Annotated in this window: 18 protein-coding genes; 9 read left to right on the forward strand and 9 right to left on the reverse strand. The window is 67.8% G+C overall.

Annotated elements, in window-relative coordinates:
- The first annotated feature begins 24 nt into the window (after positions 1-24).
- Entirely contained in the window at positions 25-2,433 is a 2,409-nt protein-coding gene (locus L0977_RS01130; protein ID WP_234262785.1) for a TonB-dependent siderophore receptor, read from the forward strand.
- Positions 2,434-2,475: 42 nt separating this feature from the next.
- Here the strand turns inward: L0977_RS01130 and L0977_RS01135 are convergent, their stop codons facing one another.
- The 9 genes from L0977_RS01135 to mbhE are packed head-to-tail and all read right to left on the reverse strand — an operon-like array spanning position 2,476 to position 11,416.
- The gene (locus L0977_RS01135; RefSeq protein WP_234262786.1) at positions 2,476-3,813 is read right to left on the reverse strand and encodes a sigma-54-dependent transcriptional regulator; all 1,338 of its coding nucleotides are present in this window, start codon (positions 3,811-3,813) and stop codon (positions 2,476-2,478) included.
- Positions 3,814-3,817: 4 nt separating this feature from the next.
- Entirely contained in the window at positions 3,818-5,224 is a 1,407-nt protein-coding gene (locus tag L0977_RS01140; protein WP_234262787.1) for a sensor histidine kinase, read from the reverse strand.
- 52 nt (positions 5,225-5,276) lie between these two features.
- Positions 5,277-6,104: a monovalent cation/H(+) antiporter subunit G gene (mnhG, locus tag L0977_RS01145; protein ID WP_234262788.1), complete on the reverse strand. Its 828-nt coding sequence runs from the start codon at positions 6,102-6,104 to the stop codon at positions 5,277-5,279.
- On the reverse strand, positions 6,101-6,412 hold the full coding sequence (locus L0977_RS01150) for a monovalent cation/H+ antiporter complex subunit F (RefSeq protein ID WP_234262789.1): 312 nt from the start codon (positions 6,410-6,412) through the stop codon (positions 6,101-6,103). Before L0977_RS01150 ends, mnhG begins: the two co-directional genes overlap by 4 nt.
- Positions 6,409-6,738 (reverse strand): Na+/H+ antiporter subunit E, encoded by a 330-nt coding sequence (locus tag L0977_RS01155; RefSeq protein WP_234262790.1) that lies wholly within the window; start codon positions 6,736-6,738, stop codon positions 6,409-6,411. The genes L0977_RS01150 and L0977_RS01155 overlap by 4 nt, the downstream gene beginning before the upstream one ends.
- Complete coding sequence (locus tag L0977_RS01160; RefSeq protein WP_234262791.1) at positions 6,735-8,294, reverse strand: Na+/H+ antiporter subunit D; 1,560 nt, start codon at positions 8,292-8,294, stop codon at positions 6,735-6,737. The genes L0977_RS01155 and L0977_RS01160 overlap by 4 nt, the downstream gene beginning before the upstream one ends.
- Positions 8,291-8,680 (reverse strand): NADH-quinone oxidoreductase subunit K, encoded by a 390-nt coding sequence (locus L0977_RS01165; RefSeq protein WP_234262792.1) that lies wholly within the window; start codon positions 8,678-8,680, stop codon positions 8,291-8,293. Before L0977_RS01165 ends, L0977_RS01160 begins: the two co-directional genes overlap by 4 nt.
- A gap of 1 nt (position 8,681) precedes the next feature.
- Entirely contained in the window at positions 8,682-9,092 is a 411-nt protein-coding gene (locus L0977_RS01170) for an MnhB domain-containing protein (protein ID WP_234262793.1), read from the reverse strand.
- Positions 9,089-11,416 carry a hydrogen gas-evolving membrane-bound hydrogenase subunit E gene (gene mbhE / locus L0977_RS01175; protein WP_234262794.1) on the reverse strand — a complete coding sequence of 776 codons (2,328 nt, stop codon included), beginning with the start codon at positions 11,414-11,416 and terminating at the stop codon, positions 9,089-9,091. The genes L0977_RS01170 and mbhE overlap by 4 nt, the downstream gene beginning before the upstream one ends.
- A 226-nt stretch (positions 11,417-11,642) precedes the next feature.
- Here mbhE and clpS point away from each other — a divergent pair, with 226 nt between their 5' ends.
- The 8 genes from clpS to lpdA all read left to right on the forward strand — a co-directional run bounded on the left by clpS (position 11,643) and on the right by lpdA (position 23,805).
- Positions 11,643-11,990, forward strand: a complete 348-nt coding sequence (clpS, locus tag L0977_RS01180; RefSeq protein WP_234262795.1) for an ATP-dependent Clp protease adapter ClpS — start codon at positions 11,643-11,645, stop codon at positions 11,988-11,990.
- 89 nt (positions 11,991-12,079) lie between these two features.
- Entirely contained in the window at positions 12,080-14,422 is a 2,343-nt protein-coding gene (clpA, locus tag L0977_RS01185) for an ATP-dependent Clp protease ATP-binding subunit ClpA (RefSeq protein ID WP_234262796.1), read from the forward strand.
- A 209-nt stretch (positions 14,423-14,631) separates the two neighbouring features.
- Positions 14,632-15,234, forward strand: a complete 603-nt coding sequence (locus tag L0977_RS01190; RefSeq protein ID WP_234262797.1) for an isochorismatase family protein — start codon at positions 14,632-14,634, stop codon at positions 15,232-15,234.
- A gap of 160 nt (positions 15,235-15,394) precedes the next feature.
- Positions 15,395-17,314 carry a propionate--CoA ligase gene (locus L0977_RS01195; RefSeq protein ID WP_326491038.1) on the forward strand — a complete coding sequence of 640 codons (1,920 nt, stop codon included), beginning with the start codon at positions 15,395-15,397 and terminating at the stop codon, positions 17,312-17,314.
- Positions 17,315-17,461: 147 nt separating this feature from the next.
- Entirely contained in the window at positions 17,462-17,836 is a 375-nt protein-coding gene (locus tag L0977_RS01200; RefSeq protein ID WP_234262799.1) for an ArsR/SmtB family transcription factor, read from the forward strand.
- Between the two features lie 243 nt (positions 17,837-18,079).
- Complete coding sequence (locus L0977_RS01205) at positions 18,080-20,971, forward strand: 2-oxoglutarate dehydrogenase E1 component (RefSeq protein ID WP_234262800.1); 2,892 nt, start codon at positions 18,080-18,082, stop codon at positions 20,969-20,971.
- A 92-nt stretch (positions 20,972-21,063) separates the two neighbouring features.
- A complete protein-coding gene (odhB, locus tag L0977_RS01210; RefSeq protein WP_234262801.1) occupies positions 21,064-22,314 on the forward strand; it encodes a 2-oxoglutarate dehydrogenase complex dihydrolipoyllysine-residue succinyltransferase in 1,251 nt (416 codons plus the stop codon).
- 63 nt (positions 22,315-22,377) lie between these two features.
- Positions 22,378-23,805, forward strand: a complete 1,428-nt coding sequence (gene lpdA, locus L0977_RS01215; RefSeq protein WP_234262802.1) for a dihydrolipoyl dehydrogenase — start codon at positions 22,378-22,380, stop codon at positions 23,803-23,805.
- The last annotated feature ends 5 nt before the right edge of the window (positions 23,806-23,810 follow it).

Genomic DNA, 23,810 nt, shown 5'->3' on the forward strand with positions numbered 1-23,810 from the left:
ATCATCACCGAGGAGTCTTTCACCATGCCGTCTTTCCCCCGCAAGCGCTGGGCGCCCGCCCCCCTGGCGCTGGCCGCCAGCCTCGCCCTGACCCTCGCAGCCGGGCACGCGCCGCTGGCACACGCCCAGGATGCCGCTGCGCCTGTTTCGGTCCAGATTCCGGCCCTGCCCCTGGGGCAGGCACTGAACGAACTGGCCCGGCAGGCCCGGCTGCCGCTGACGTTTCCGGCGCCGCTGGTGGCGGGCAAGACCGCACCGGCCGTGACCGGCGCGATGACCGTGCGCCAGGCGCTGGACCGTCTGCTGGCCGGCAGCGGGCTGGCCGCCGCCTTCGAAGGCGGCGCGGTGGTCGTGCGGCCGGCGCCGCCCCGCGCACCGGGGGCCGAAACCACCCTGAAGACGGTGACCGTGACCGCCTCGGCGGCGGCCCCCGAATCGCCGCTGCGCTACCTGTCGGCAGACGTGGCCGCCGGGGCGCTGGGCAGCAAGTCGGTGCTGGACACGCCGTTCTCCCTGACGGTGGTGGACAGCGAGAGCATCACCGAGCGGGGCGCCAGGTCCATCGGCCAGATTTTCGTGAACGACCCGTCGGTCTACACGCCCACGTCGGCGGCGACCACCGACTGGTGGGGCACGCAGATCCGGGGCCTGGGTGTGCGCAACAGCTACATCGACGACATACCCATGCTGCTGTACTGGGGCGGCGATTTTCCGACCGAGGTGGTTGAAAGCGTGACGGCCCTCAAGGGCCTGACCGGCTTCATGTACGGCTTTGGCGAGCCCGGCGGGGCGCTGAGCTACCAGCTCAAGCGGCCCAAGGCGCACAACGAGACCACGGTGGACCTGGGCCTGCGCAACCCCGGCCTGTGGTCGGTGCATGTGGACACCAGCCGGGTGCTGGACGATGGCCTGGCGCTGCGCGCCAACATCGCCAAGGAAGACGGCAAGGCCTACAACGGCGCGCGGATCGACCGCACCGTGGCGTCGCTGGCGGTCGACAAGGTGATCGATCCGTCGCTCAAGTGGTTCGGCACGCTGACCTACGAAGACAGCCGCAACCGGGGTGAGCCGCTGCAGTTCTACCTCTCGGCCTACGACACGGCGGGCAGCGGCGGCCGGCTGCCGCGCATGACCTACGTCTACGACGACGTCAACGTCGACAACGGGTTCTACAACACCAAGACCTCGCAGGCTTCCACCGGCCTGCGCTGGGACATCGATGGCCGCTGGCGGCTGACCACCCAGATCGGGGCCTCGCGGCGCGAGCACTATGCGAACAAGGCGTTTGCGGACCTGCTGAACCTGGAAGGCGACTACGCGGGCAATTCCTACAACTTCGCGGGCAAGCTGGACAACCTGTTCACCCAGGCCGTGGTGGAAGGTCGTTTCGAGAGCGGGGCGGTGCGCCACGAACTGGTGGGTGGCGTCGGCATCCAGCAGGCCAAGGACACCTGGAGCAACGACTGGTACTGGGTCAACGACTTCAATGGCAATCTTTACCAGCGCCAGCCCTTCCGCACCACGCGGGCGATCGATTTTTCGATGGGACCTTTGGGCGCCGACACCCGCCAGACCTATGCGTTCGCCAGCGACACCGTCCATTTCGGGCCGCACTGGCAGGCGATCGTGGGCCTGCGCTACACCGACTACCGCGTGAAGGATCTGGACGGCGACCCTTCGGTCGATTCGGGCTACGACGCGCAAAAGGCCAGCCCCACGCTGGCGCTGATCTACAAACCCGATCCCCAGACCAGCTACTACGGCAGCTACGTCGAAGGCCTGGAGGCGGGCACGCGCGTGGCCCAGACCTATGCCAATGCGGGCGAGATGCTGGGCGCGACCGTCTCGCGCCAGTACGAAGTGGGCGTCAAGCGCGAGTCGGGCGGCGTGGACTACACGGCGGCGCTGTTCCGCATTGAGCGGGCCAACCAGATGGACATCTGGCGCGACGGCGCCCGCTACCTCACGCAGGACGGTCTGCTGGTCTACCAGGGGGCGGAGTTCTCCGGCGCCTGGCAGGCCACGCGCAACCTGAACCTGGGTTTCGGGGCCATCTATCTGGACGGCGCCATTGACAAGGTCTCGGCCGACAACGCGGCCCTTCAGGGCAACACGCCGGCCAACGCGGCCAAGTGGCAGGTCGTGGCCAACACCCAGTACCGTGTGCCGGGCATGGCCGGCCTGAAGCTGCACGGCAATGTGCGCTACTACGGGGCGCTCTACGCCAGCGATGCCAACGACCTGAAGGTGCCTGCGCACACGGTGGCCAATGCCGGCTTCAGCTACGACTTCCGCGTACAGGCACAGCCCTGGACCCTGATCGGCAACATCTACAACCTCTTCAACACCCGGTACTGGGCGGCGGGGGGCTGGTCGTCGGCCAATCAGGGCGAAGCGCGCAACGTCTCGTTGGTGCTCAGAACGAGGTTCTGAGCGGCGCTGGGCCCTGGCTCTGGGTGCCGGTGCGGCACCGGGTCAGGCGTCGTCCGGGTTGCCGCCCAGGCGTTTGCGGCGCTTCCACAGCGTGGTGCGCGACACGCCCAGCCGCTGGGCGGCTTCGGTCAGGCGCCCGCCCGAGAGTTCCAGGGCGCGCTCGATCTGGGCCAGTTCGGCCTGCTCGCGGGCATTGGCCAGGGTGTCGCCAGCCACGTCGGGCGGGTCGAGCGCGCGCTCCGGAAACAGGTCGCCGGCGTCGAGCACCGGCGTGTCGCACAGCGCCACGGCCCGTTCGATCCGGTTGCGCAGTTCGCGCACGTTGCCCGGCCAGGCGTGGGCCAGCAGCGCGCTGTGCGCCAGCGGGCTGAGTGTGGGGCAGGGCAGGCCCTGGCGCTCGGCCGCCTGGGCCATGAAGGGTTGGGCCAGGGCCAGGATTTCGGCCGGCCGCTCGCGCAGCGGTGGAATCGGCAGTTCCACCACCGCCAGCCGGAAATACAGGTCTTCGCGGAAGCGGCCGGCGCGCATGCGCTCGGCCAGGTCGGCGTTGGTGGCGGCGACGATGCGCCCCTGGAAGCGCTGGTCCTGCCGGGCGCCGACGCGGCGGAACACGCCGTCCTGCAGCACGCGCAGCAAGGTGGCCTGCAGGCGCGGATCGAGTTCGCCGATCTCGTCCAGAAACAGGGTGCCGGTGCCCGCTTCTTCAAAAAAGCCGATGTGTGCGCCGTGGGCACCGGTGAACGCGCCCCGCTCGTGGCCGAAGAACTGGCTCTCCATCAGCTCCGGCGGGATGGCGCCGCAGTTGACCGCGACAAAAGGCGCCTCGGCGCGGGGCGACATCGCATGAAGCTGGCGCGCGGCCACCTCCTTGCCGACGCCGGTTTCCCCACGCAGCAGCACCGGCACGTCGCGCGGGGCCAGCCGGCGCAGGTCGGCTGCCAGCCGCTCGGTGACCGCGGACAGGCCGAAGCCCTCGGTCGGGGTGGCCGCTGCGGCGGCCGGCGGGCTGGCCAGTTCGCGGATGCGGCGCACCAGTTCGTCGGCGTCGCAGGGTTTGGTCAGGTAGTCGTCGGCGCCGGCGCGCACCAGGCGCACGGCCTGGCCGATGTCGGCGAAGGCGGTGGCGAACACGATGGGCGTGTCGCCCAGATAGGGCTGCGCCTGGCGGTAAAGGTCTTCGCCGGAGCCGTCGGGCAGCCGGATGTCGGAGAGCACGAACGCGGGCCGGGCGCGGCGCATGGCCTGCAGGGCGTCGGCGCAGGTGGTGGCCCATTCGACGCGAAAGCCCTCCAGACGCAGGCGCTGGACGAGGGCACCGCCGAGCACGGGGTCGTCTTCGATCAGCAGCACGGGCAGGCCGGATGCGGGGGCGTTGGTCATGGGGTCAGTCGGCCGCTGGCGTCGGGGCCAGCGGCAGGTCCAGGGTGATGTGGGTGCCGCGGCCGGGCTGGGCCACCACGGTGACGCGCCCGCGCAGTTGCTGCAGCAGGCGGATGACCACCGCCACGCCGAGCCCGGCTTCGTCGGTGGGCTCGGTGCCGGCTTGCAGGTGCTGCGCCAGGACGGCGGGCATGCCCGGTCCCGGGTCCAGCACTTCCAGCCGCAGGTCCAGCGGCTGCAGCGTGCAGCGCAGCGTGACATCGCTGTCCGGAGGGCTGGCTTTCACGGCGTTGAGCAACAGGTTGAGCAGGATCTGGCGCACCTCGTGGCCGCCCACCGGCACGGCCTGCGCCAGCGTGCTGTCGACGTGCAGGCGGACCCGGGCGCGGCGGGCCTGGGGCTCGATCAGGCGCTGGATGTCCAGCAGATCCTGCGGGCCGAACGCCTGCAGATCCTGCGGTGGGCGGTGCGTGGCCAGCGTGGCGTCTGCCACGCCGGCCAAGGCCCGCATGCCGCGCTCCATGAAGTCGAGCGCCTCGGCCCGGGTCTGGGGCTGGTCGCCGAACTTGCGCAGGGTGTCGATGGCGGTGAGCACGCCCGCCAGCGGGTTGCGCACTTCGTGCGCCAGCGTGGCGGCCATGCGGCCGAGCACGGCCTCGCGTTCCTGCTCGGCCATGCGGGTCAGCAGGGCTTCGCGGTCCTGGGCCGCCAGGGCCATGCGGTTGTAGGCCTGCAGCAGGCGCGCGGTTTCCTGGTCGTCGTCGTTGACCAGGCCCTGCGGAACGGGTTCGGGGCCTTGCTCGGTGCTGCGCTGCAGGTGTTCGGTCAGCACGGCCACGGGGCGCTGGAGCCGGCGCACCAGCACCAGCGCGACCAGGGCGCAGGCCAGGCTCAGCGCCAGGTCGAGCGCGACGACGCGCCACCAGAGCTGGCGGCGTTCGCTCACGTAGCTGGTGACGTCGAGGTTGGCGACCACCCGCAGGGGCGCCGAGGCCTGGCTGTCCAGCCGGTCGTCCGTCAGCGGGCGCCAGATCCAGTAGGAACTGTCCTCGTCGTCCAGCCAGTGCCCGTAGGGGCTCTGGGCCACCGCTTCGGGCATGGCCACCGGTTCCAGGCCGGCGCGGTCGGCGCGGGCCAGGGGCTGGCGCTGTGCGTCCAGCACGAACAGGCGCCGGTCGACCAGCCCCTGGTGGAGGCGCAAGGCTTCCTGCAGCGTGCGCGCGATGCCCTCGCGGTCGTCCCGGATGACGGGGGGCAGCAGGGCGGCGCCCAGGCCGTCGAGGTAGATCTGGCCCATGCGGTCGAGCTGCCGCTCGATCTGCTGCGACAGACCCTGAACGGCCCACTGGGTGGTGCCGGCGGCCGCGATCAGCACCATGGCCGCCACGGCCAGGGGCAGCCGCGTGGTCATGGGGAGTCGGTGGAACCAGTTCAACATGGGACGGGGCAAAGGCCCCGCCATCTTATGCGGGCCGGGCGCCGCGCAGCACGCGCACGGGATGCCGGCCGGTCCAGCCCAGGCGGGCTGCCACGTCGGGGCGCAGGTCGAGCACGCCGTGGTCGAACCAGGCGTCGGCACCGGCCAGCAGCAGGTCGTCGGCGTGGCAGTGCTGGCGCAGCGCCGTGCTGGGGCGGCCTTCCGCCAACTGGGTCGACCAGGCCAGCGAGGTCCGGCGCGCCGCCGCCTCGAAGCGCTGGATCACCCCGGCGGCGCCCTGGCGGGCCTGGGCGATGCGGCGTTCGCGCATGCCCTGGGCGTGCCAGCCCGCGCCGATGGGCACGGGGCCGACGTTCTGCAGGCGGGGCAGGTCGATGAGCGCCATGCCGCAGAGTTCCGCGCCCTGTTCGCGGGCGAGCTGCACCGCCTGTGCGATGGCGTGGTCGGCATGCGGGCCTTCGGCCAGCATCAGCACGACCCGGCGCACCGGCGCGCTGGTCGGGGCGATCGAGGGGGTGGGGCTGGCGCGGCCGAGCAGGCCTTGCAAGGCGTCTTCGTGCGTGCCACGCCACAGCGGCGCGCCGCTCACGTAACCGGCGCGCCCGATCAGGTGCCCAGCCACCGGGGTGGTCAGCAGCAGGAACAGCACGGCCAGGCCGGCCTTGATCCAGGTCGATGCGCTGCCATCGAAGGCCGCCACGCCCAGCAGCACCAGGCCGCTGCCGGCCACGCCGGCCTTGGTGGCGGCGTGCATGCGCATGAAGAAATCGGGCAGGCGCAGCACGCCGATGGCGGCGAACAGGCACAACACGGCGCCGCCGAGCAGCAGCAGGGTTCCGATCCAGGTGTTCATGGCGTGTCCTCCTTCGGGGTGCCCTCGGTGGAGCGGATGGCACCGCGGGCGATGAAGCCGGCAAAGGCCACCGTGGCCAGAAAGCCGACCAGGGCCACGCCGAGCGCGATGTCGATGAAGGCCGCCGAGCCCGAAACCAGCGCGGCCAGGCCGGCTGCGGCGACGCCGATCAGGCCGAGCATGTCCAGCGCGATCACGCGGTCGGCGGCGCCGGGGCCGCGCACGATGCGCACAGACGCGGCCAGGGTGGCGGCGGCCAGCAGCAGCGCGGCCGCCACCTGGACCAGGGAGAGCAGGGTGTGGTTCATTCCAGGGCCTCCTTCACGCGGCGTTCAAAACCGTCCTGAATCTGGGCCACGGTGTCGTCGCCCAGATTCATCACATGCACATAGAGCCAGCGGCGGTCGTCGCTGACATGCAGGCTGGTGGTGCCCGGCGTCAGCGTGACCAGGTTGGCCAGCAGGGCGATGCCGGTGTCGGTGCGCAGGCTCAGTGGCACGGCGACGATGCCGCTGCGGCGGATGCACCGGGGGTCCAGCACCGCCTGCAGCACGTCGCGCACCGACAGCACCAGTTCCCGGATGAAGAGGCCGGCCAGCACGAGCCAGGCCGGCAGACGGGTCAGGGGTTTCATGGCGCCACTCCCGGGTCGTTGAAGGGGGCGGCCGGCGCTGCGCTGGGGCGGGTGGCGAGCACGGCCTGCACATAGGGTTCGCGGGCCAGCAGCTGTTCGGCCGCCCGCAGCGAAAAGTCGACGAAGGGTTGGGTCCAGAGGCCGATGGTCAGCGTCACCGCCGCCAGCGCGCCGATGGGCACCAGCATGGCCGCCCGCGCCGCCGGGTTGGCGCGCCACTGGCGCGCGGCTTCCTGCGACAGCGGCGGTGCGGCCTTCCAGAACGCCTCGTTCCAGATCTTGAGCATGGAATACAGCGTGAGCGCGCCCACGGCGAGCGCCGCCACCGCCAGGGCGACGTGGCCGGCGTCCAGGCTGGATCGGATCACCACGAACTTGGCCCAGAACCCCGACAGCGGCGGCAGGCCGGCCAGCGACAGCGCCGGCACCGCGAACAGCAGCGCCAGCACGGGCGCACTGCGGTGCAGGCCGCCGATGCGCTTGAGGTCGTAGGAGCCGCCCGCCAGGCGCACGGCGCCCGCGATCAGGAACAGGTTGGCCTTGACCACGATGTGGTGCAGCACATACAGGATCGCTCCGGCGATGGCCAGCGGCGTGGCCACGGCCAGCCCGACCAGCATGTAGCCGATCTGGCTGATGATGTGGAACGACAGGATGCGCCGGATGTCGTAGTGGCTGGCGGCGCCCAGCACGCCGGTGACCATGGTCAGCACCGCCAGCACGCCGACGATGGGGCCGATGAAGCCGATGTCGGCCCCGAACAGCAGCGTGAAGCAGCGCAGGATGGCGTAGACCCCGACTTTGGTGAGCAGCGCGGCGAAGATCGCGACCACCGGGGCGCTGGCCGTGTGGTAGGCCGCCGGCAGCCAGAAAAACAGCGGGAACACCGCCGCCTTGGCCCCGAAGGCGAGCAGGAACAGCACCGCCAGCGTGGTCACCAGGCCGGTGTTGCCGACGGTCGGCAGCGTGCGCGCGAGGTCGGCCATGTTCAGCGTGCCGGTCAGGCCGTAGAGAAAGCCCACGCCCATCAGGAACAGCGTGGTCACCAGCAGGTTCAGCACCACGTACTTCACCCCGGCGTCGAGCTGGGCGCGCGTGCCGCCCTGCACCAGCAGACCGAAGGAGGCGATCAGCATCACCTCGAACCAGACGTAGAGGTTGAAGATGTCGCCGGTGAGGAAGGCGCCGGTCACGCCCAGCAGCAGCCCGTGGTAGAGCGGGTGGAACCAGGCGCGCTCGCGTTCGCGGGCGCCGTCGGCCAGCGCGTAGACCGAGATCGCCACCGCCATCAGGCCGGTGATCACGACCATGGCGGCGCTGAACAGGTCGGCCACGAAGCTGATGCCGAAGGGGGCGGCCCATTGGCCGAACTGCGTGGCCAGCACGGTGCCGCCGTACACGGCCTGCAGCAGCGCCAGGCTGGCGGCCAGCAGCAGCACACTGCCGGCCAGGCTGGCCCAGCGCTGGGCCCGGGGCCAGGGGTGCAGCAGGGCGCCCAGGGCCACGCTGAGCAGAGGCACCGCGATGGGCAGGGTCAAGAGCAGGTGGGCGTTCATGCGCGCTCCTCGGCCCGGGCCGGGTGGCCGGTGGGCGCGGCTTCCGGTTCCGCGGCGCCCATGGCGTCGGGGTCCAGCGTGCCCAGGGCGCGGTGCGAGCGTTCGAACAGCACGACCGCGTAGGCCACGAGCGAAAACGAGATCACGATGGCGGTGAGGATCAGCGCCTGCGGCAGCGGGTTGGCGCTCACCACCAGATCCCGCGCGCCCTCGGGCACCAGCGGGGGCACCGCCGACGAGAGCCGGCCGCCGGTGAAGATGGCCAGGTTGACGGCGTTGCCCATGAGCAGCAACCCCAGCACCATGCGCAGCAGGTTGCGCGACATGAGCAGGTACAGGGCGGCTGCCAGCATGGCGCCGAAGGTCAGGGCGTACAGGGTTTCCATGTCAGGCGGTCTCCTCGTCGAGGTAGTAGCTCACGAAGGCGGTCACCGCACCCAGCACCGCCAGGTAGACGCCAACGTCGAAGATCAGCGCCGTGCCCAGGGCCAGGCCGCCCTCGGTCAGCACCCACTGGTGGGTGAGAAACGGCGCCTGCGCCAGCAGGCCGGGTCCGCCCGCCAGCAGCGCGAGCAGCAGGCCGGTGCCGGCCACCGCCGCCGGCGGCCAGCGCAGGGCGGCCAGCAGCGCGGCGCGGCCGCGGGGCAGGGCGTAGACCGTAAACCCGGCCGCCGCCACCAGGCCGCCGACGAAACCGCCACCGGGTTCGTTGTGTCCGCGCCAGAGCAGGTAGAGCGAGAACAGCAGGGCCATGGGCAGCAGGAAGCGGCCGGCCACACGCAGGATCAGGGCATTCATCGGGGAGGCTCCTCGACCGGGGATGACGAAGCGGGACGGGGGCGTGTGCCCGCCAGCACCGCCGCGGCGGCCAGCGCCGCGAGGGCCAGCACGGTGATCTCGCCCAGGGTGTCGAGCGCGCGGAAGTCCACGATGATCACGTTCACCAGGTTGCGGCCGTGCGCCTCGGGCACGCTGGCCGCGCGGAAGAAGTCGGACAGCCGCTGATCGAAGGGGCTGGCCAGCACCGACAGCAGCACGCCGGTGGCGACCGCGCCGAAGCCGGCGGCGATCAGGGCGTCGGTTCGTCGCTGGCCGGGCGAGCGGGCATCGGTGGTGGCAAAGGGCATGCGCCCGACGATGGCCAGCAGCACCACGATGGCCACGGCCTCGACCGAAAACTGCGTGAACGCCAGGTCCGGTGCGCCGTGGAACAGGAACACCAGGGCCAGGCCGAAACCGGCCATGCCGGCGGCCACGATGCCCGGCATGAAGTTCGGCGCCCGCAGCAGCGCGGCGGTGGCCAGCAGCAGCAGCGCCGGCAGCAGCGCGTGCAGCGACAGCGCGCCGTCCAGTGTCGGCCAGGCCAGTCCACCCCGGGCCCAGAGCGTGGTGCCGACGGCCAGGCCGATGACCACCAGCGTGGCGCCGATGTAGCGGCGCAGGCTGCCCGACTGGATGACCCCGGTCTGCCAGGTGGCCAGGCGCTGCAGCCCGCGCATCAGGTGGTCGTAGGCCGCATCGGGGCCGTGCCGGTCGATGGCAGGGCGGGCCTTCAGCACCCGGTGCAGCCGGTCCCAGCCCTGGTAGATGCCAGCGCCCAGCGCCAACGTGAGCACGCTCAGCGCCAGCATGGGGGTGAGGCCGTGCCAGAGGGCGAGCGAGGTGGGCGCTGCGTGGCCGGCCACCGCTTCGGCGGCGGCATTCACCAGGCCGCCGGCCAGGCCGGGCGCGACGCCCAGCATCAGGCCGGCGACGGCCAGCAGCACCGGACCCAGCCACATGGCGGCGGGCGGGTCGTGCGGAGTCTGCGGCGTGGGGCGCAGCGGCCCCCAGAACGTGCGCACGGTGACGACGCCGGCCACGGCCACCATCACGCCGTTGGCCAGGATCGCGATGGCCACCGGCAGCCACGAGGCGGCCGCCTCCAGATGCGCTTCGTACACCAGTTCCTTGGCCACGAAGCCCACGAACGGTGGCAGCCCGGCCATCGACAACCCGGCCAGCAGCGCCACCGCCGCGGTCAGCGGCATGCGGCGTGCCAGGCCGCCCAGCCGGGTGGTGTCGCGCGTGCCCGCCTCGTGGTCGACGATGCCCGCCACCATGAACAAGCAGGCCTTGTACAGCGCGTGCACGATCAGGAAGGTGGCCATGGCCGTGGCAGCCAGCGGATGGGGCAGGGCCAGCAGCAGCACCAGCGTGCCCAGCGACACGACGGTGGAATAGGCCAGCACGCGCTTGAGGTCGGTCTGGCGCAGCGACAGCACCGCGCCGGTGAGCATGGTGGCCAGCCCGGCCGTCACCAGCAGGCTGGTCCACAGGGCGTGGTCGCCGTACACGGGATTGAGCCGGGCCAGCAGATAGACGCCCAGCTTGACCATGGTCGACGAATGCAGGAAGGCCGACACCGGCGTGGGCGCGACCATGGCGTTGGGCAGCCAGGCGTGCAGCGGGACCTGGGCCGACTTGGCAAAGGCTCCGAGCGCCACCAGGGCGATCACCCAGGGCGCGCTGGCGTGGGCGGCCAACGCCGGGCCCTGGGCCAGGATTTCCGACACCCGGAAGGTGCCGGCCGCCGATCCCAGCACGATGGCGCCGGCCAGCAGCGACAGCCCGCCGCCCACGGTGATCAGCAGCCCCTGTTGCGCGGCGCGGCGCGAGGCGGGGTCTTCCGGCTTGAACCCGATCAGCATGAACGAGGCCAGGCTGGTCAGCTCCCAGAACACCAGCAGGGTGATCAGGTCGTCGGCCAGCACGGCGCCCAGCATGGCGCCCATGAACACGCTGAGCCGGGCAAAAAAGCGCGGCTGGTCCGGGTGGTCGGCCAGATACCGTGCGGCGTACAGGAAGATGAAGCTGCCGATGCCGGTGATCAGCAGCGCCATCAGCAGCGACAGACCGTCCAGCCGCAGCGCCAGCGTCACGCCCAGGCTGGGAATCCAGTGCCAGGCTTCGGTGGGGTGCTGGCCGCCCAGAACCGCCGGCACCTGGCTCGCCAAACCGGCGAACAGCACCGCCGGCAACAGGGCCACCCAGGGCGTCAGGTGGCGCCTGGGGGCGCGCAGCAGCCAGACCAGCCAGGGGCCGATGGCAAAGCTCGAAAAAGTGATCAGGGTCAGCAGCATGTTCCGCTCCGGTGGGCCACGGAAAGTGCAAGCCATGTGCCCGCCCGGGGTGGCGGAGGCTTCCCTTACAAATCAAAGGTTTGCGAGCGGCGGCGCGGTGGGTGTGTTCACCGTGCTGAACAGCGCGGGGGTTCTCTGTTCAGGAAAGTGGACAGCGCAGCGGTGGGCGCAGTCTCAAAATGCCCACACCGCGTTTGCACCCGTGCGCGCTGGCTAGAATGAATCCATGGCCAACAAACCTGTCAAACCCCCGGTCGCGCCGCCACAAAGTGGCAGCGACGACTCGGTCGTGCTCGAGCGTCGCACGCAGCGGGTCCAGCCTCCGCAGATGTACCAGGTGGTGCTGCTCAACGACGACTTCACCCCCATGGAATTCGTCGTCCAGGTCATTCAGGAATTCTTCAGCAAAGACCGTGAAACTGCCACCCAGATCATGCTGAAGATCCACCTGGAAGGCAAAGGCGTGTGCGGCATCTATTCCCGCGATGTCGCCAACACCAAGGTCGACCAGGTCCTGCAGGCGTCGCGGCAGGCCGGACATCCGCTGCAGTGCGCCAGTGAACCCATTGAATAAGCTGGAATCGAACCCATGTGATGGTCTCTTCCCCCGATCCCACCCGGACTCACCGCGTATCCTGACCCACCACCCAAAAGGAAGTGTCCATGATTGCCCAGGAACTTGAAGTCAGCTTGCATATGGCCTTTGTCGAGGCCCGGCAACAGCGACACGAATTCATCACCGTCGAGCACCTGCTGCTGGCGCTGCTGGACAACCCCAGTGCGGCCGAAGTGTTGCGGGCCTGCTCGGCCAACATCGACGACCTGCGCAAGTCCCTGACGAACTTCATCAAGGACAACACGCCGCAGGTCGCGGGCACCGACGAGGTGGACACCCAGCCCACGCTGGGCTTCCAGCGGGTGATCCAGCGCGCCATCATGCACGTGCAGTCCACCGGCAACGGGAAGAAGGAAGTCACTGGCGCCAACGTGCTGGTGGCGATCTTCGGCGAGAAGGACTCCCACGCGGTCTACTACCTGCACCAGCAGGGCGTGACGCGCCTGGACGTGGTCAATTTCATCGCCCATGGCATCCGCAAGAGCGATCCGCCCGAAGCGTCCAAGCCGGGCGATAGCGCGGCCGAAAACGAAGAGGCGGCCGAGTCGGGCGGCAAGGGCAATGAAAAGCAGTCGCCGCTGGAACAGTTCACGCAGAACCTGAACCAGGCCGCAAAGGACGGCAAGATCGACCCGCTGATCGGTCGCGAATACGAGGTCGAGCGCACGATCCAGATCCTGTGCCGTCGGCGCAAGAACAACCCGCTGCTCGTGGGCGAAGCCGGCGTCGGCAAGACCGCCATCGCGGAAGGCCTGGCGTGGCGCATCACCCAGGGCGATGTGCCCGAAATCCTGGCCGAAGCCAATGTGTACTCGCTCGACATGGGCGCGCTGCTGGCGGGCACCAAGTACCGCGGCGATTTTGAACAGCGCCTCAAGGCCGTGCTCAAGTCGCTCAAGGACAAGCCGCACGCCATCCTGTTCATCGACGAAATCCACACGCTGATCGGCGCGGGCGCCGCCTCGGGCGGCACGCTGGACGCGTCCAACCTGCTCAAGCCGGCGCTCTCCAGCGGCCAGCTCAAGTGCATCGGGGCAACCACCTTCACCGAGTACCGCGGCATCTTCGAGAAGGACGCAGCGCTGTCGCGGCGCTTCCAGAAGGTCGACGTGGTCGAACCCACGGTGCCCGAAACCATCGAGATCCTCAAGGGGCTCAAGAGCCGTTTTGAAGAGCACCACAGCGTCAAGTACGCGAATGCGGCGCTGCAGGCGGCGGCCGAGCTGTCGGCCAAGTACATCAATGACCGGCACCTGCCCGACAAGGCCATCGACGTGATCGACGAGGCCGGCGCGGCCCAGCGCATCCTGGTGGCCAGCAAGCGCAAGAAGACCATCGGCAAGGCCGAGATCGAGGACATCGTGGCCAAGATCGCGCGCATCCCGCCCGCGAACGTCTCCAACGACGACCGCAGCAAGCTGCAGACGCTGGAGCGCGACCTCAAGAGCGTGGTGTTCGGCCAGGACAAGGCCCTCGAAGTGCTGGCCGCCAGCGTGAAGATGGCGCGTTCCGGCCTGGGCAAGGCCGACAAGCCCATCGGTGCCTTCCTGTTCAGCGGCCCGACCGGCGTCGGCAAGACCGAAGCGGCCAAGCAACTGGCCTACATCATGGGCATCGACCTGATCCGCTTCGACATGTCGGAGTACATGGAGCGCCATGCCGTCAGCCGCCTGATCGGTGCGCCTCCGGGCTATGTCGGTTTCGACCAGGGCGGCCTGCTGACCGAAGCGATCACGAAGAAGCCGCACTGCGTGCTGCTGCTCGACGAAATCGAGAAGGCGCACCCAGACATCTTCAATGTGCTGCTGCAGGTCATGGACCACGGCACGCTGACCGACAACAACGGGCGCAAGGCCGACTTCCGCAACGTCATCATCGTGATGACGACCAACGCGGGGGCCGAGACCATGAACAAGTCGACCATCGGGTTCACCAACCCGCGCGTGGCCGGTGACGAGATGGGCGACATCAAGCGCCTGTTCACGCCCGAGTTCCGCAACCGCCTGGACGCCATCGTCAGCTTCAAGCCGCTGGACGAGCAGATCATCCTGCGCGTGGTCGACAAGTTCCTGCTGCAGCTCGAAACACAACTGGCCGAGAAGAAGGTCGAGGTCACGTTTACCGACACGCTGCGCAAGCACCTGGCCAAGAAGGGCTTTGATCCGCTGATGGGCGCCCGCCCGATGCAGCGCCTGATTCAGGACACCATCCGCAAGGCGCTCGCGGACGAACTGCTGTTCGGCCGCCTGACCGAGGGTGGCCGCCTCACGGTGGATCTGGAAACGGTGACCGGCGAAGATGGCCAGGACAAGCAGGAGGTCAAGCTCGACATCCAGCCGCTGCCCAAGAAAGAGGGCAAGGCCAAGCCGGAAGAGGCGACCGCCGACTGAGGGCTATCGCGCCTGCCGCCCATACCGCGGGCGGCGTGACTGCTTCCGAGGCCCCTGTTCGCAGGGGCCTTTTTTCTGGGGCATGCTCCGCGTGTCCCGTTCGGAAGGCATTGCCTTCGCCGGAGCCAGCCGCCGGATGGGTCATGGTTCACAATCGGGCGCTTTCCGAACCCTGCCGGGACATGGTGCCCGGCCTCGCGAGAATTCCCATGCTGCTTGACGCTTCCGAATCCCAACTCGTCCTGATCGATTACCAAGCCCGCCTGATGCCGGCGTTGCACGACGGCGCTGCCGCCCTGGCCAACGCCTTGCGCCTGGCGCAGGCGGCGCAGCAGTTGCGGGTGCCGGTGTTCGGGACCGAGCAGAACCCCGGGAAGCTCGGGACCAACGACGAGGCGCTGAAAGCCCTGTGCCAGAAGACCCTGGCCAAGATGCATTTCAGCGCCGTGGCAGAAGGCCTGGGCGAGTGGTTGCGTCCGCCGGCGCGGCCGGCCGGCAATGCACGCAGCCTGCCCAAGCACCTGCAGAAACCGGCCGCACCGGCGGTCAGCGAGCGCGGGTCCATCGTGGTGGCCGGTTGCGAAACCCATGTCTGCCTGCTGCAGACGGCACTGGAATTGCTGGAAGAGGAGTTCGAAGTCTGGGTGGTCACCGATGCCTGTGCTTCGCGCACCGAGCGCAACCGCGACGCAGCGTTCGACCGGCTGGCCGGTGCCGGCGCCGAACTGGTGACCACCGAGATGGTGGTGTTCGAATGGTTGCGCACAGCGGAGCATCCAGCTTTTCGCGAGGTGCAGGCGCTCATCAAGTGATGCCGTCGCCCGGCGCGTGATGCGGCGCGCAGGCGGGTGCACAAAGCGCAGCTCGGCCGGGCGCTTTGTCAGACTGTCGCAAGTCTGCGATTCATAATTATGAATTCAGTTTCGAGGTGTGCTGGGGCCACCTCGCCGTGACAGACGCATCCGCCACCGCATTGAGGAGACGACCATGAGCCAGGCGCCGGGTTACGCCGAATTCCACCGCCGTTCCATTGAAGACCGTGACGGTTTCTGGCGTGAGCAAGCCCAACTGATCGACTGGCACCGCCCGTTTGACCAGGTTTGCGACTACAGCCAGCCGCCCTTCGCCCGCTGGTTTGCGGGCGGGCAGACCAACCTGTGCCACAACGCGGTGGACCGGCACCTGAAAGACCGGGCCGATCAGAACGCGCTGATCTTCGTGTCCACCGAAACCGATACCGAAAAGGCCTACAGCTTCCGCGAACTGCATGCGGAGGTGAACCGCATGGCGGCCATCCTCCAGGGGTTGGGGGTGAAAAAGGGCGACCGGGTGCTGATCTACATGCCCATGATCGCCGAGGCCTGTTTTGCGATGCTCGCCTGCGTGCGCATCGGGGCCATCCACTCGGTGGTGTTCGGGGGCTTCGCCAGCCATTCACTGGCCAGCCGCATCGACGACGCCAAACCGGTTGCCATCGTCAGTGCCGACGCCGGCATGCGAGGGGGCAAGGTCGTTCCCTACAAGCACCTGCTGGACGATGCGATCAACCTGGCCGTGCACAAGCCTGCCAAGGTGCTGATGGTCAATCGGGGGTTGGCCGATCTGGCGCCGGTGCCGGGCCGCGACGTCGATTACGCCGCCGAGCGCGCCCGGCTCCTGGACGCCCAGGTGCCGTGCGAGTGGGTGGACAGCACCCACCCCAGCTACATCCTCTACACCAGCGGCACCACCGGCAAGCCCAAGGGGGTGCAGCGCGACACGGCGGGCTACGCGGTGGCGCTGGCCGCGTCCATGAAACACATCTACATGGGCGAGCCGGGCGAAACCTACTTCTCCACCAGCGATATCGGCTGGGTGGTGGGCCACAGCTACATCATCTACGGCCCGCTCATCAATGGCATGGCCACCATCATGTACGAGGGGCTGCCGATCCGTCCCGATGCCGGCATCTGGTGGAGTCTGGTTGAAAAGTACAAGGTGTCGGTGATGTTCAGCGCCCCCACGGCGGCGCGCGTGCTCAAGAAGCAGGACCCGGCCTACCTGAGCAAGTACGACCTTTCCAGCCTCAAGGCCTTGTTCCTGGCCGGCGAGCCGCTGGATGAACCGACCGCCACCTGGATTGCCGGTGCCATCAACAAGCCCATCATCGACAACTACTGGCAGACCGAAACCGGCTGGCCCATCATGGCCATCTGCAATGGTGTGGAGAAAGCGCCGACCAAGTTCGGCTCGCCGGGCAAGGCGGTGTACGGCTACGACGTGCGTCTGATCGACGAGAGCACGGGCGAGGAGATCACCGAGCCGAACAAGAAGGGCGTGATCGCCGTCAACGGTCCATTGCCGCCTGGTTGTCTGCAGACGATCTGGGGCGACGACAAGCGCTACGTCAGCACCTATTGGTCGAGCATCCACAACAAGGTGATGTACTCCACGTTCGACTGGGGCATCAAGGATGCGGACGGCTATTTCTTCATTCTGGGGCGCACCGACGACGTGATCAACGTCGCCGGCCACCGTCTGGGCACACGCGAGATTGAAGAGAGCATTTCCAGCCATCCGAACGTCGCCGAGGTGGCTGTGGTGGGGGTGGCCGACCAGCTCAAGGGCCAGGTCGCCGTGGCCTTTGCCGTGCTCAAGGACCCGGCCCTGGCGGGGACGGAGGCCGAAGCGCTCAAACTGGAGGGTGCCATCATGAAGGTGGTGGACGACCAGCTCGGCGCAGTGGCCCGGCCTGCCCGGGTGCGCTTTGTCTCGGTGCTGCCCAAGACCCGCTCCGGCAAGCTGCTGCGGCGGGCCATCCAGGCGGTCTGCGAGGGGCGTGATCCCGGCGATCTGACCACGATGGAAGACCCCGCCGCGCTCCAGCAAGTCAAGGAGCTGGTCGCGCGTTGACCGCGGTCTTGCATCGCCGCACACCGCTGCACCGGTCGGCGGGATCACGGCCGTGATCGTTTTCCCGGACCCGCGCACGCATCCTGTGGTCGTGCGCGGGTGTTCCCAGTATGATCCATGCTTATATTGACAAAGGTGTGGTCAATCATGGAACAGATGATCGGGACGGAATCCAGTGTCGAAAAAGTCCGGGTGTTCGAGTTGGCCGCCGAGCTGTTCGGGGTGTTGGCCACGCCCATGCGCTTGCGCATCCTCAGTGCCCTGTGCGACAAGGAAAAGTCGGTGTCGCAACTGCTGCAGGAAATCGACACCACGCAGCCAAACCTGTCCCAGCACCTGAACCTGCTGTACCGTGCCGGTGTCCTGGCCAAGCGCAAGGAAGGCACGCAAGTGATCTACCGCGTGCAGAGCGAAAAGGCTGTGACGCTGTGCCGCACGGTGTGCACCCAGATCGCGATCGAGATGGACGAGCCCGGCTCCGTGCCCGCATCCGAACGCCTTTCCCCCCGCATCGTTTCCTGAGCCATCCAACCCCGGTGGCGGTACGGCGGCCTCGCCGTACGTCGTGCCGTCGGTACGTTTGCCCTCCTTTTTGTGTCGACGTGCCCGGAAGGGCTATCGGGCCAGGGTGTCTGGTGGCACAATCTTGGGCTGCAGTCAGTTCCTTCCAGTCACTGTCGCATCCGCCAACCGGTTCAGCCGTGTCGCGGGAGGTTTTCTTAACCAGCTAATGCTTCCCGCAGGGAAGCGGAGGTCAGCGGATCAATGAGCGAAGCACAATCCAGCTCGGGCAGCGTGTACGTTGCATACAAGGGCAACTCCTATCTCTTCGGGGGCAACGGCCCGTACGTCGAAGAGATGTACGAAAAATACCTGGAAAACCCGGGTAGCGTTCCCGACAACTGGCGCAGCTACTTCGACGCGCTCCAGCACGTTCCCGCCTCTGACGGTTCCGACGCCCGCGACGTTCCCCACCTGCCGGTCATCAATGCTTTCGCCGAGCGCGCCAAGCAGGGCGGCACCAAGGTTGTCATCGCCGCCGGCGCAGATTCCGATCTTGGCCGCAAGCGTGTGGCGGTGCAGCAGCTCATCGCCGCCTACCGCAACGTCGGTTCCCGCTGGGCCGACCTTGATCCGCTCAAGCGCACCGAGCGCCCCGTGATCCCCGAACTGGAGCCGTCGTTCTACGGTTTCAGCGACGCCGACATGGAAACGGTGTTCAACACCAGCAACACCTTCTTCGGCAAGGAAACGATGAGTCTGCGCGAGCTCATCAATGCCCTGCGTGAAACGTACTGCACCACCATTGGTGCTGAGTACATGTTCATCACCGACCAGGCCCAGAAGCGCTGGTGGCAGGAGAAGCTGGAGTCGATCCGCTCCAAGCCGGCATTCAATGCCGACAAGAAAAAGCACATTCTCGACCGCCTGACGGCTGCCGAAGGCCTGGAGCGCTTCCTGCACACGAAGTACGTGGGCCAGAAGCGCTTTTCGCTCGAAGGGGGCGAAAGCTTTATCGCCGCCATGGACGAGCTGATCCAGCAGGCCGGCTCGCAAGGTGTGCAGGAAATCGTGATCGGCATGGCCCACCGGGGCCGCCTGAACGTGCTGGTCAACACCCTGGGCAAGATGCCCAAGGACCTGTTTGCCGAGTTCGACCACACCGCGCCCGAAGACCTGCCCGCCGGTGACGTGAAGTACCACCAGGGCTTCAGCTCCGACGTGACCACCGCCGGTGGCCCGGTTCACCTGTCGCTGGCGTTCAACCCCTCGCACCTGGAAATCGTGAACCCGGTGGTCGAAGGTTCGGCCCGCGCCCGCATGGATCGCCGCGGCGACCCGCTGGGCATGCAGGTGCTGCCCGTGCTGGTGCACGGCGACGCGGCCTTTGCCGGCCAAGGCGTGAACCAGGAAACCCTGGCGCTGGCCCAGACCCGTGGCTACACCACAGGCGGCACGGTGCACCTGATCATCAACAACCAGATCGGTTTCACCACCTCCGATCCGCGCGATCTGCGTTCCACGCTGTACTGCACGGACATCGTGAAGGGCGTGGAATCGCCGGTGCTGCACGTCAACGGCGATGACCCCGAAGCCGTGGTGCTCGCGGCCCAGCTTGCGCTGGAATTCCGCATGACCTTCCGCAAGGACGTGGTCGTCGACATCGTCTGCTTCCGCAAGCTGGGCCACAACGAGCAGGACACCCCCAGCCTGACCCAGCCGCTGATGTACAAGAAAATCGCGGCCCACCCCGGCACGCGCCGCCTGTACGCCGACAAGCTGGCCGCTCAGGGCCTGGGTGAGACTCTGGGCGACGACATGGTCAAGGCCTACCGCGCCGCCATGGACGCGGGTAAGCACACGGTCGATCCGGTGCTGACCAACTTCAAGAGCAAGTACGCGGTCGACTGGTCGCCCTTCCTGGGCAAAAAGTGGACCGACTCGGCCGAAACCGCCATTCCGCTGGCCGAGTGGAAGCGTCTGGCCGAGAAGATCACCACCATTCCCGCCAACGTCAACGCCCACCCGCTGGTCAAGAAGGTCCTCGACGACCGTGCCGCCATGGGCCGTGGCGAGATCAACGTGGACTGGGGCATGGGCGAGCACATGGCGTTCGCCTCGCTGGTGTCGAGCGGCTATCCGGTGCGCCTGTCGGGCGAGGACAGCGGCCGAGGTACCTTCACCCACCGTCACGCGGTGATCCACGACCAGAACCGTGAGCGTTTCGACGAAGGCACCTATGTGCCGCTGCAGAACGTGGGCGAGGGCCAGGCCCCGTTCGTGGTGATCGACTCGATCCTGTCCGAAGAGGCGGTGCTCGCCTTCGAATACGGCTACGCGTCGAACGACCCGAACACGCTGGTGATCTGGGAAGCCCAGTTCGGCGACTTCGTGAACGGTGCCCAGGTCGTGATCGACCAGTTCATCGCCTCGGGCGAAGTGAAGTGGGGTCGGGTCAACGGCATCACCCTCATGCTGCCGCACGGCTACGAAGGCCAGGGCCCCGAGCACAGCTCGGCCCGTCTGGAGCGCTTCATGCAGTTGGCGGCCGACACCAACATGCAGGTCTGCCAGCCCACCACGGCCAGCCAGATCTTCCACCTGCTGCGCCGCCAGATGATCCGCCACTTGCGCAAGCCGCTGGTGATCATGACGCCCAAGTCGTTGCTGCGCAACAAGGACGCCACCTCGCCGGTGTCCGATTTCACCAAGGGCGCCTTCCAGACGGTGATTCCGGAAAACAAGGAAGCGGTGGTCAAGAAGGCCGACAAGGTCAAGCGTGTGATCTGCTGCTCGGGCAAGGTCTACTACGACCTGGTCAAGAAGCGCGAGGAAAAAGAGTCGGACGACGTGGCCATCATCCGCGTGGAACAGCTCTATCCCTTCCCGCACAAGGCGTTTGCTGCCGAGCTGAAGAAGTACCCCAACGCCACCGACGTGGTGTGGTGCCAGGACGAGCCCCAGAACCAGGGCGCCTGGTTCTTCGTACAGCACCAGATCCACGAAAACATGCTGGATGGCCAGCGCCTGGGTTACGCCGGCCGCGCTGCCTCGGCTTCGCCGGCCGTGGGTTATGCCCATCTCCACCAGGAGCAGCAGAAGGCTTTGATCGAAGGCGCTTTCGGCAAGCTCAAGGGCTTCATCCTCACCAAGTAATCCCCTGAGGCGCCCACCCCGTGCCCTTTCCCCGGTGATGATCCGGGGCTGCACGGGGCCCGCGCCAACCGCATCACCAAGGTAGAACACACATGGCAATCGTAGAAGTCAAGGTTCCGCAGCTCTCCGAGTCCGTGGCCGAAGCCACCCTGCTGCAATGGAAGAAGAAGGCCGGCGAAGCCGTCGCCGTCGACGAAATCCTGATCGAAATCGAGACCGACAAGGTCGTTCTGGAATGCCCGGCGCCTGCTGGCGGCGTGCTGGTGGAAATTGTGCAGGGCGACGGCGCGACCGTCACCGCCGACCAGGTGATCGCCAAGATTGACACCGAAGCCGTGGCCGGCGCTGCCGCCCCGGCAGCGGCAGCCGCTCCTGCCGCCGTGGCCGCCGCCCCGGCTGTGGCCGCCGCACCGGCGTCCGACAGCAAGGCCGGCGTGGCCATGCCCGCTGCCGCCAAGCTGCTGGCCGACAACAACCTGTCTGCCAGCGCCGTGGCCGGCACCGGCAAGGACGGCCGCATCACCAAGGGCGACGTGCTGGCCGCGGCCGCTGCGCCGAAGGCGCCCGCTGCCGCCGCCATCCCCACCGGTGCGCCGACCAAGGTGCTGCCGCAGGTGGCCGTGGCCACGCCGGATCTGGGCGACCGCCCGGAAGAGCGCGTGCCCATGACCCGCCTGCGCGCCCGTATCGCCGAGCGCCTGCTGCAATCGCAATCGACCAACGCCATCCTGACCACGTTCAACGAAGTGAACATGGCTCCTGTGATGGACCTGCGCAAGAAGTTCCAGGACGCCTTCACCAAGGAACACGGTACGAAGCTGGGCTTCATGAGCTTCTTCGTCAAGGCCGCCGTGCACGCGCTGAAGAAGTACCCGGTGCTCAACGCCTCGGTGGATGGCAACGACATCGTCTACCACGGCTACTTCGACATCGGCATCGCCGTGGGCTCGCCGCGCGGCCTGGTGGTGCCCATCCTGCGCAATGCAGACCAGATGAGCTTCGCCGACATCGAGAAGAAGATCGCCGAGTTCGGCAAGAAGGCGCAGGACGGCAAGCTGGGCATCGAAGAGATGACCGGTGGCACCTTCTCGATCTCCAACGGCGGCACCTTCGGCTCGATGCTGTCGACCCCGATCATCAACCCGCCGCAGTCGGCCATCCTGGGGGTGCATGCCACCAAGGACCGGGCGGTGGTCGAGAACGGCCAGATCGTGGTGCGGCCGATGAACTACCTGGCCATGTCCTACGACCACCGCATCATCGACGGCCGCGAAGCCGTGCTGGGCCTGGTCGCGATGAAGGACGCGCTGGAAGACCCGTCGCGCCTGCTCTTCGACATCTGATCGACCCGCTCATTGCGAACAACGCCCCTTCGGGGGCGTTTGTCCAACCTCACAGGAAACAACATGTCCCAAGCATTTGACGTCGTCGTCATCGGCGCCGGTCCCGGCGGCTACATCGCGGCCATCCGTGCTGCCCAGCTCGGCTTCAAGGTCGCCTGCATCGACGAATGGAAGAACGCTGCTGGCGGCCCGGCCCCAGGCGGCACCTGCACCAACGTGGGCTGCATTCCCTCCAAGGCGCTGCTGCAGTCGTCCGAACACTTTGATCACGCCAGCCACCACTTCGCTGAACATGGCATCAGCACCGGCACGGTGAAGATGGATGTGGCCAAGATGGTCGCCCGCAAGGACGGCGTCGTGAAGCAGAACAACGACGGCATCCTCTACCTGTTCAAGAAGAACAAGGTGACCTTCTTCCATGGCCGTGGTTCCTTCGTGGCCGCCAAGGACGGTGTCTACGAGATCAAGGTCGCTGGTGCCCAGGAAGAGGTCATCTCCGGCAAGCAGGTTGTGGTGGCCACGGGTTCCAACCCGCGCGCGCTGCCCGGTGTGGCCTTCGATGAAGAGAACATCCTGTCCAACGACGGTGCACTGCGCATCGGCGCCGTGCCCAAGAAACTGGGCGTGATCGGCTCCGGCGTGATCGGCCTCGAAATGGGCTCGGTCTGGCGCCGCCTGGGCGCCGAGGTCACGATTCTGGAAGGCCTGCCCACGTTCCTGGGCGCGGCCGACGAGGGCGTGGCCAAGGAGGCCGCCAAAGTCTTCGCCAAACAGGGCCTGAAGATCGAGCTGGGCGCCAAGGTGGGCGAGGTCAAGAGCGCCAAGAAGGGCGTGACCGTGGCCTACACCAACGCCAAGGGCGAAGCCCAGGAACTGGCGGTGGACAAGCTCATCGTGTCCATCGGCCGTGTGGCCAATACCATCGGCCTGAACCCCGAAGCGGTGGGCCTGCAGCTCGACGAGCGTGGCGCCATCGTGGTCGATGCCGAGTGCAAGACCAATCTGCCGGGCGTGTGGGCCGTGGGCGACGTGGTGCGGGGCCCGATGCTGGCGCACAAGGCGGAAGAAGAGGGCGTGGCCGTGGCCGAGCGCATCGCCGGCCAGCACGGGCACGTCAACTTCAACACCATCCCCTACGTCATCTACACCAGCCCCGAGATCGCCTGGGTCGGCAAGACCGAGCAGCAGCTCAAGGCCGAAGGCGTGGCCTACAAGGCGGGCCAGTTCCCGTTCCTGGCCAATGGCCGCGCCCGTGCGCTGGGTGACACCACCGGTTTCGTGAAGATCGTGGCCGACGCCAAGACCGACGAAATCCTGGGCGTGCACATCATCGGCCCGATGGCTTCCGAGTTGATCGCCGAAGCCGTGATGGCGATGGAGTTCAAGGCCAGCAGCGAAGACATCGCCCGCATCTGCCATGCGCACCCGTCCCTGAGCGAAAGCACGAAGGAAGCCGCGCTGGCGGTGGACAAGCGCACGCTGAACTTCTGATTGCC

Source organism: Hydrogenophaga sp. NFH-34, from assembly GCF_021401345.1.
Taxonomy (GTDB): Bacteria; Pseudomonadota; Gammaproteobacteria; order Burkholderiales; family Burkholderiaceae_C; genus Hydrogenophaga; species Hydrogenophaga electricum.

Coding starts and splice junctions, on each gene's coding strand:
- L0977_RS01190 (WP_234262797.1), top strand. CDS start 14,632: ATGCTGCTTGACGCTTCCGAATCCCAACTCGTCCTGATCGATTACCAA.
- L0977_RS01135 (WP_234262786.1), bottom strand. CDS start 3,813: ATGACCAACGCCCCCGCATCCGGCCTGCCCGTGCTGCTGATCGAAGAC.
- L0977_RS01130 (WP_234262785.1), top strand. CDS start 25: ATGCCGTCTTTCCCCCGCAAGCGCTGGGCGCCCGCCCCCCTGGCGCTG.
- odhB (WP_234262801.1), top strand. CDS start 21,064: ATGGCAATCGTAGAAGTCAAGGTTCCGCAGCTCTCCGAGTCCGTGGCC.
- clpS (WP_234262795.1), top strand. CDS start 11,643: ATGGCCAACAAACCTGTCAAACCCCCGGTCGCGCCGCCACAAAGTGGC.
- L0977_RS01205 (WP_234262800.1), top strand. CDS start 18,080: ATGAGCGAAGCACAATCCAGCTCGGGCAGCGTGTACGTTGCATACAAG.
- L0977_RS01150 (WP_234262789.1), bottom strand. CDS start 6,412: ATGAACCACACCCTGCTCTCCCTGGTCCAGGTGGCGGCCGCGCTGCTG.
- L0977_RS01140 (WP_234262787.1), bottom strand. CDS start 5,224: ATGACCACGCGGCTGCCCCTGGCCGTGGCGGCCATGGTGCTGATCGCG.
- clpA (WP_234262796.1), top strand. CDS start 12,080: ATGATTGCCCAGGAACTTGAAGTCAGCTTGCATATGGCCTTTGTCGAG.
- L0977_RS01155 (WP_234262790.1), bottom strand. CDS start 6,738: ATGAAACCCCTGACCCGTCTGCCGGCCTGGCTCGTGCTGGCCGGCCTC.
- L0977_RS01170 (WP_234262793.1), bottom strand. CDS start 9,092: ATGAATGCCCTGATCCTGCGTGTGGCCGGCCGCTTCCTGCTGCCCATG.
- mnhG (WP_234262788.1), bottom strand. CDS start 6,104: ATGAACACCTGGATCGGAACCCTGCTGCTGCTCGGCGGCGCCGTGTTG.
- lpdA (WP_234262802.1), top strand. CDS start 22,378: ATGTCCCAAGCATTTGACGTCGTCGTCATCGGCGCCGGTCCCGGCGGC.
- mbhE (WP_234262794.1), bottom strand. CDS start 11,416: ATGCTGCTGACCCTGATCACTTTTTCGAGCTTTGCCATCGGCCCCTGG.
- L0977_RS01200 (WP_234262799.1), top strand. CDS start 17,462: ATGGAACAGATGATCGGGACGGAATCCAGTGTCGAAAAAGTCCGGGTG.
- L0977_RS01160 (WP_234262791.1), bottom strand. CDS start 8,294: ATGAACGCCCACCTGCTCTTGACCCTGCCCATCGCGGTGCCTCTGCTC.
- L0977_RS01165 (WP_234262792.1), bottom strand. CDS start 8,680: ATGGAAACCCTGTACGCCCTGACCTTCGGCGCCATGCTGGCAGCCGCC.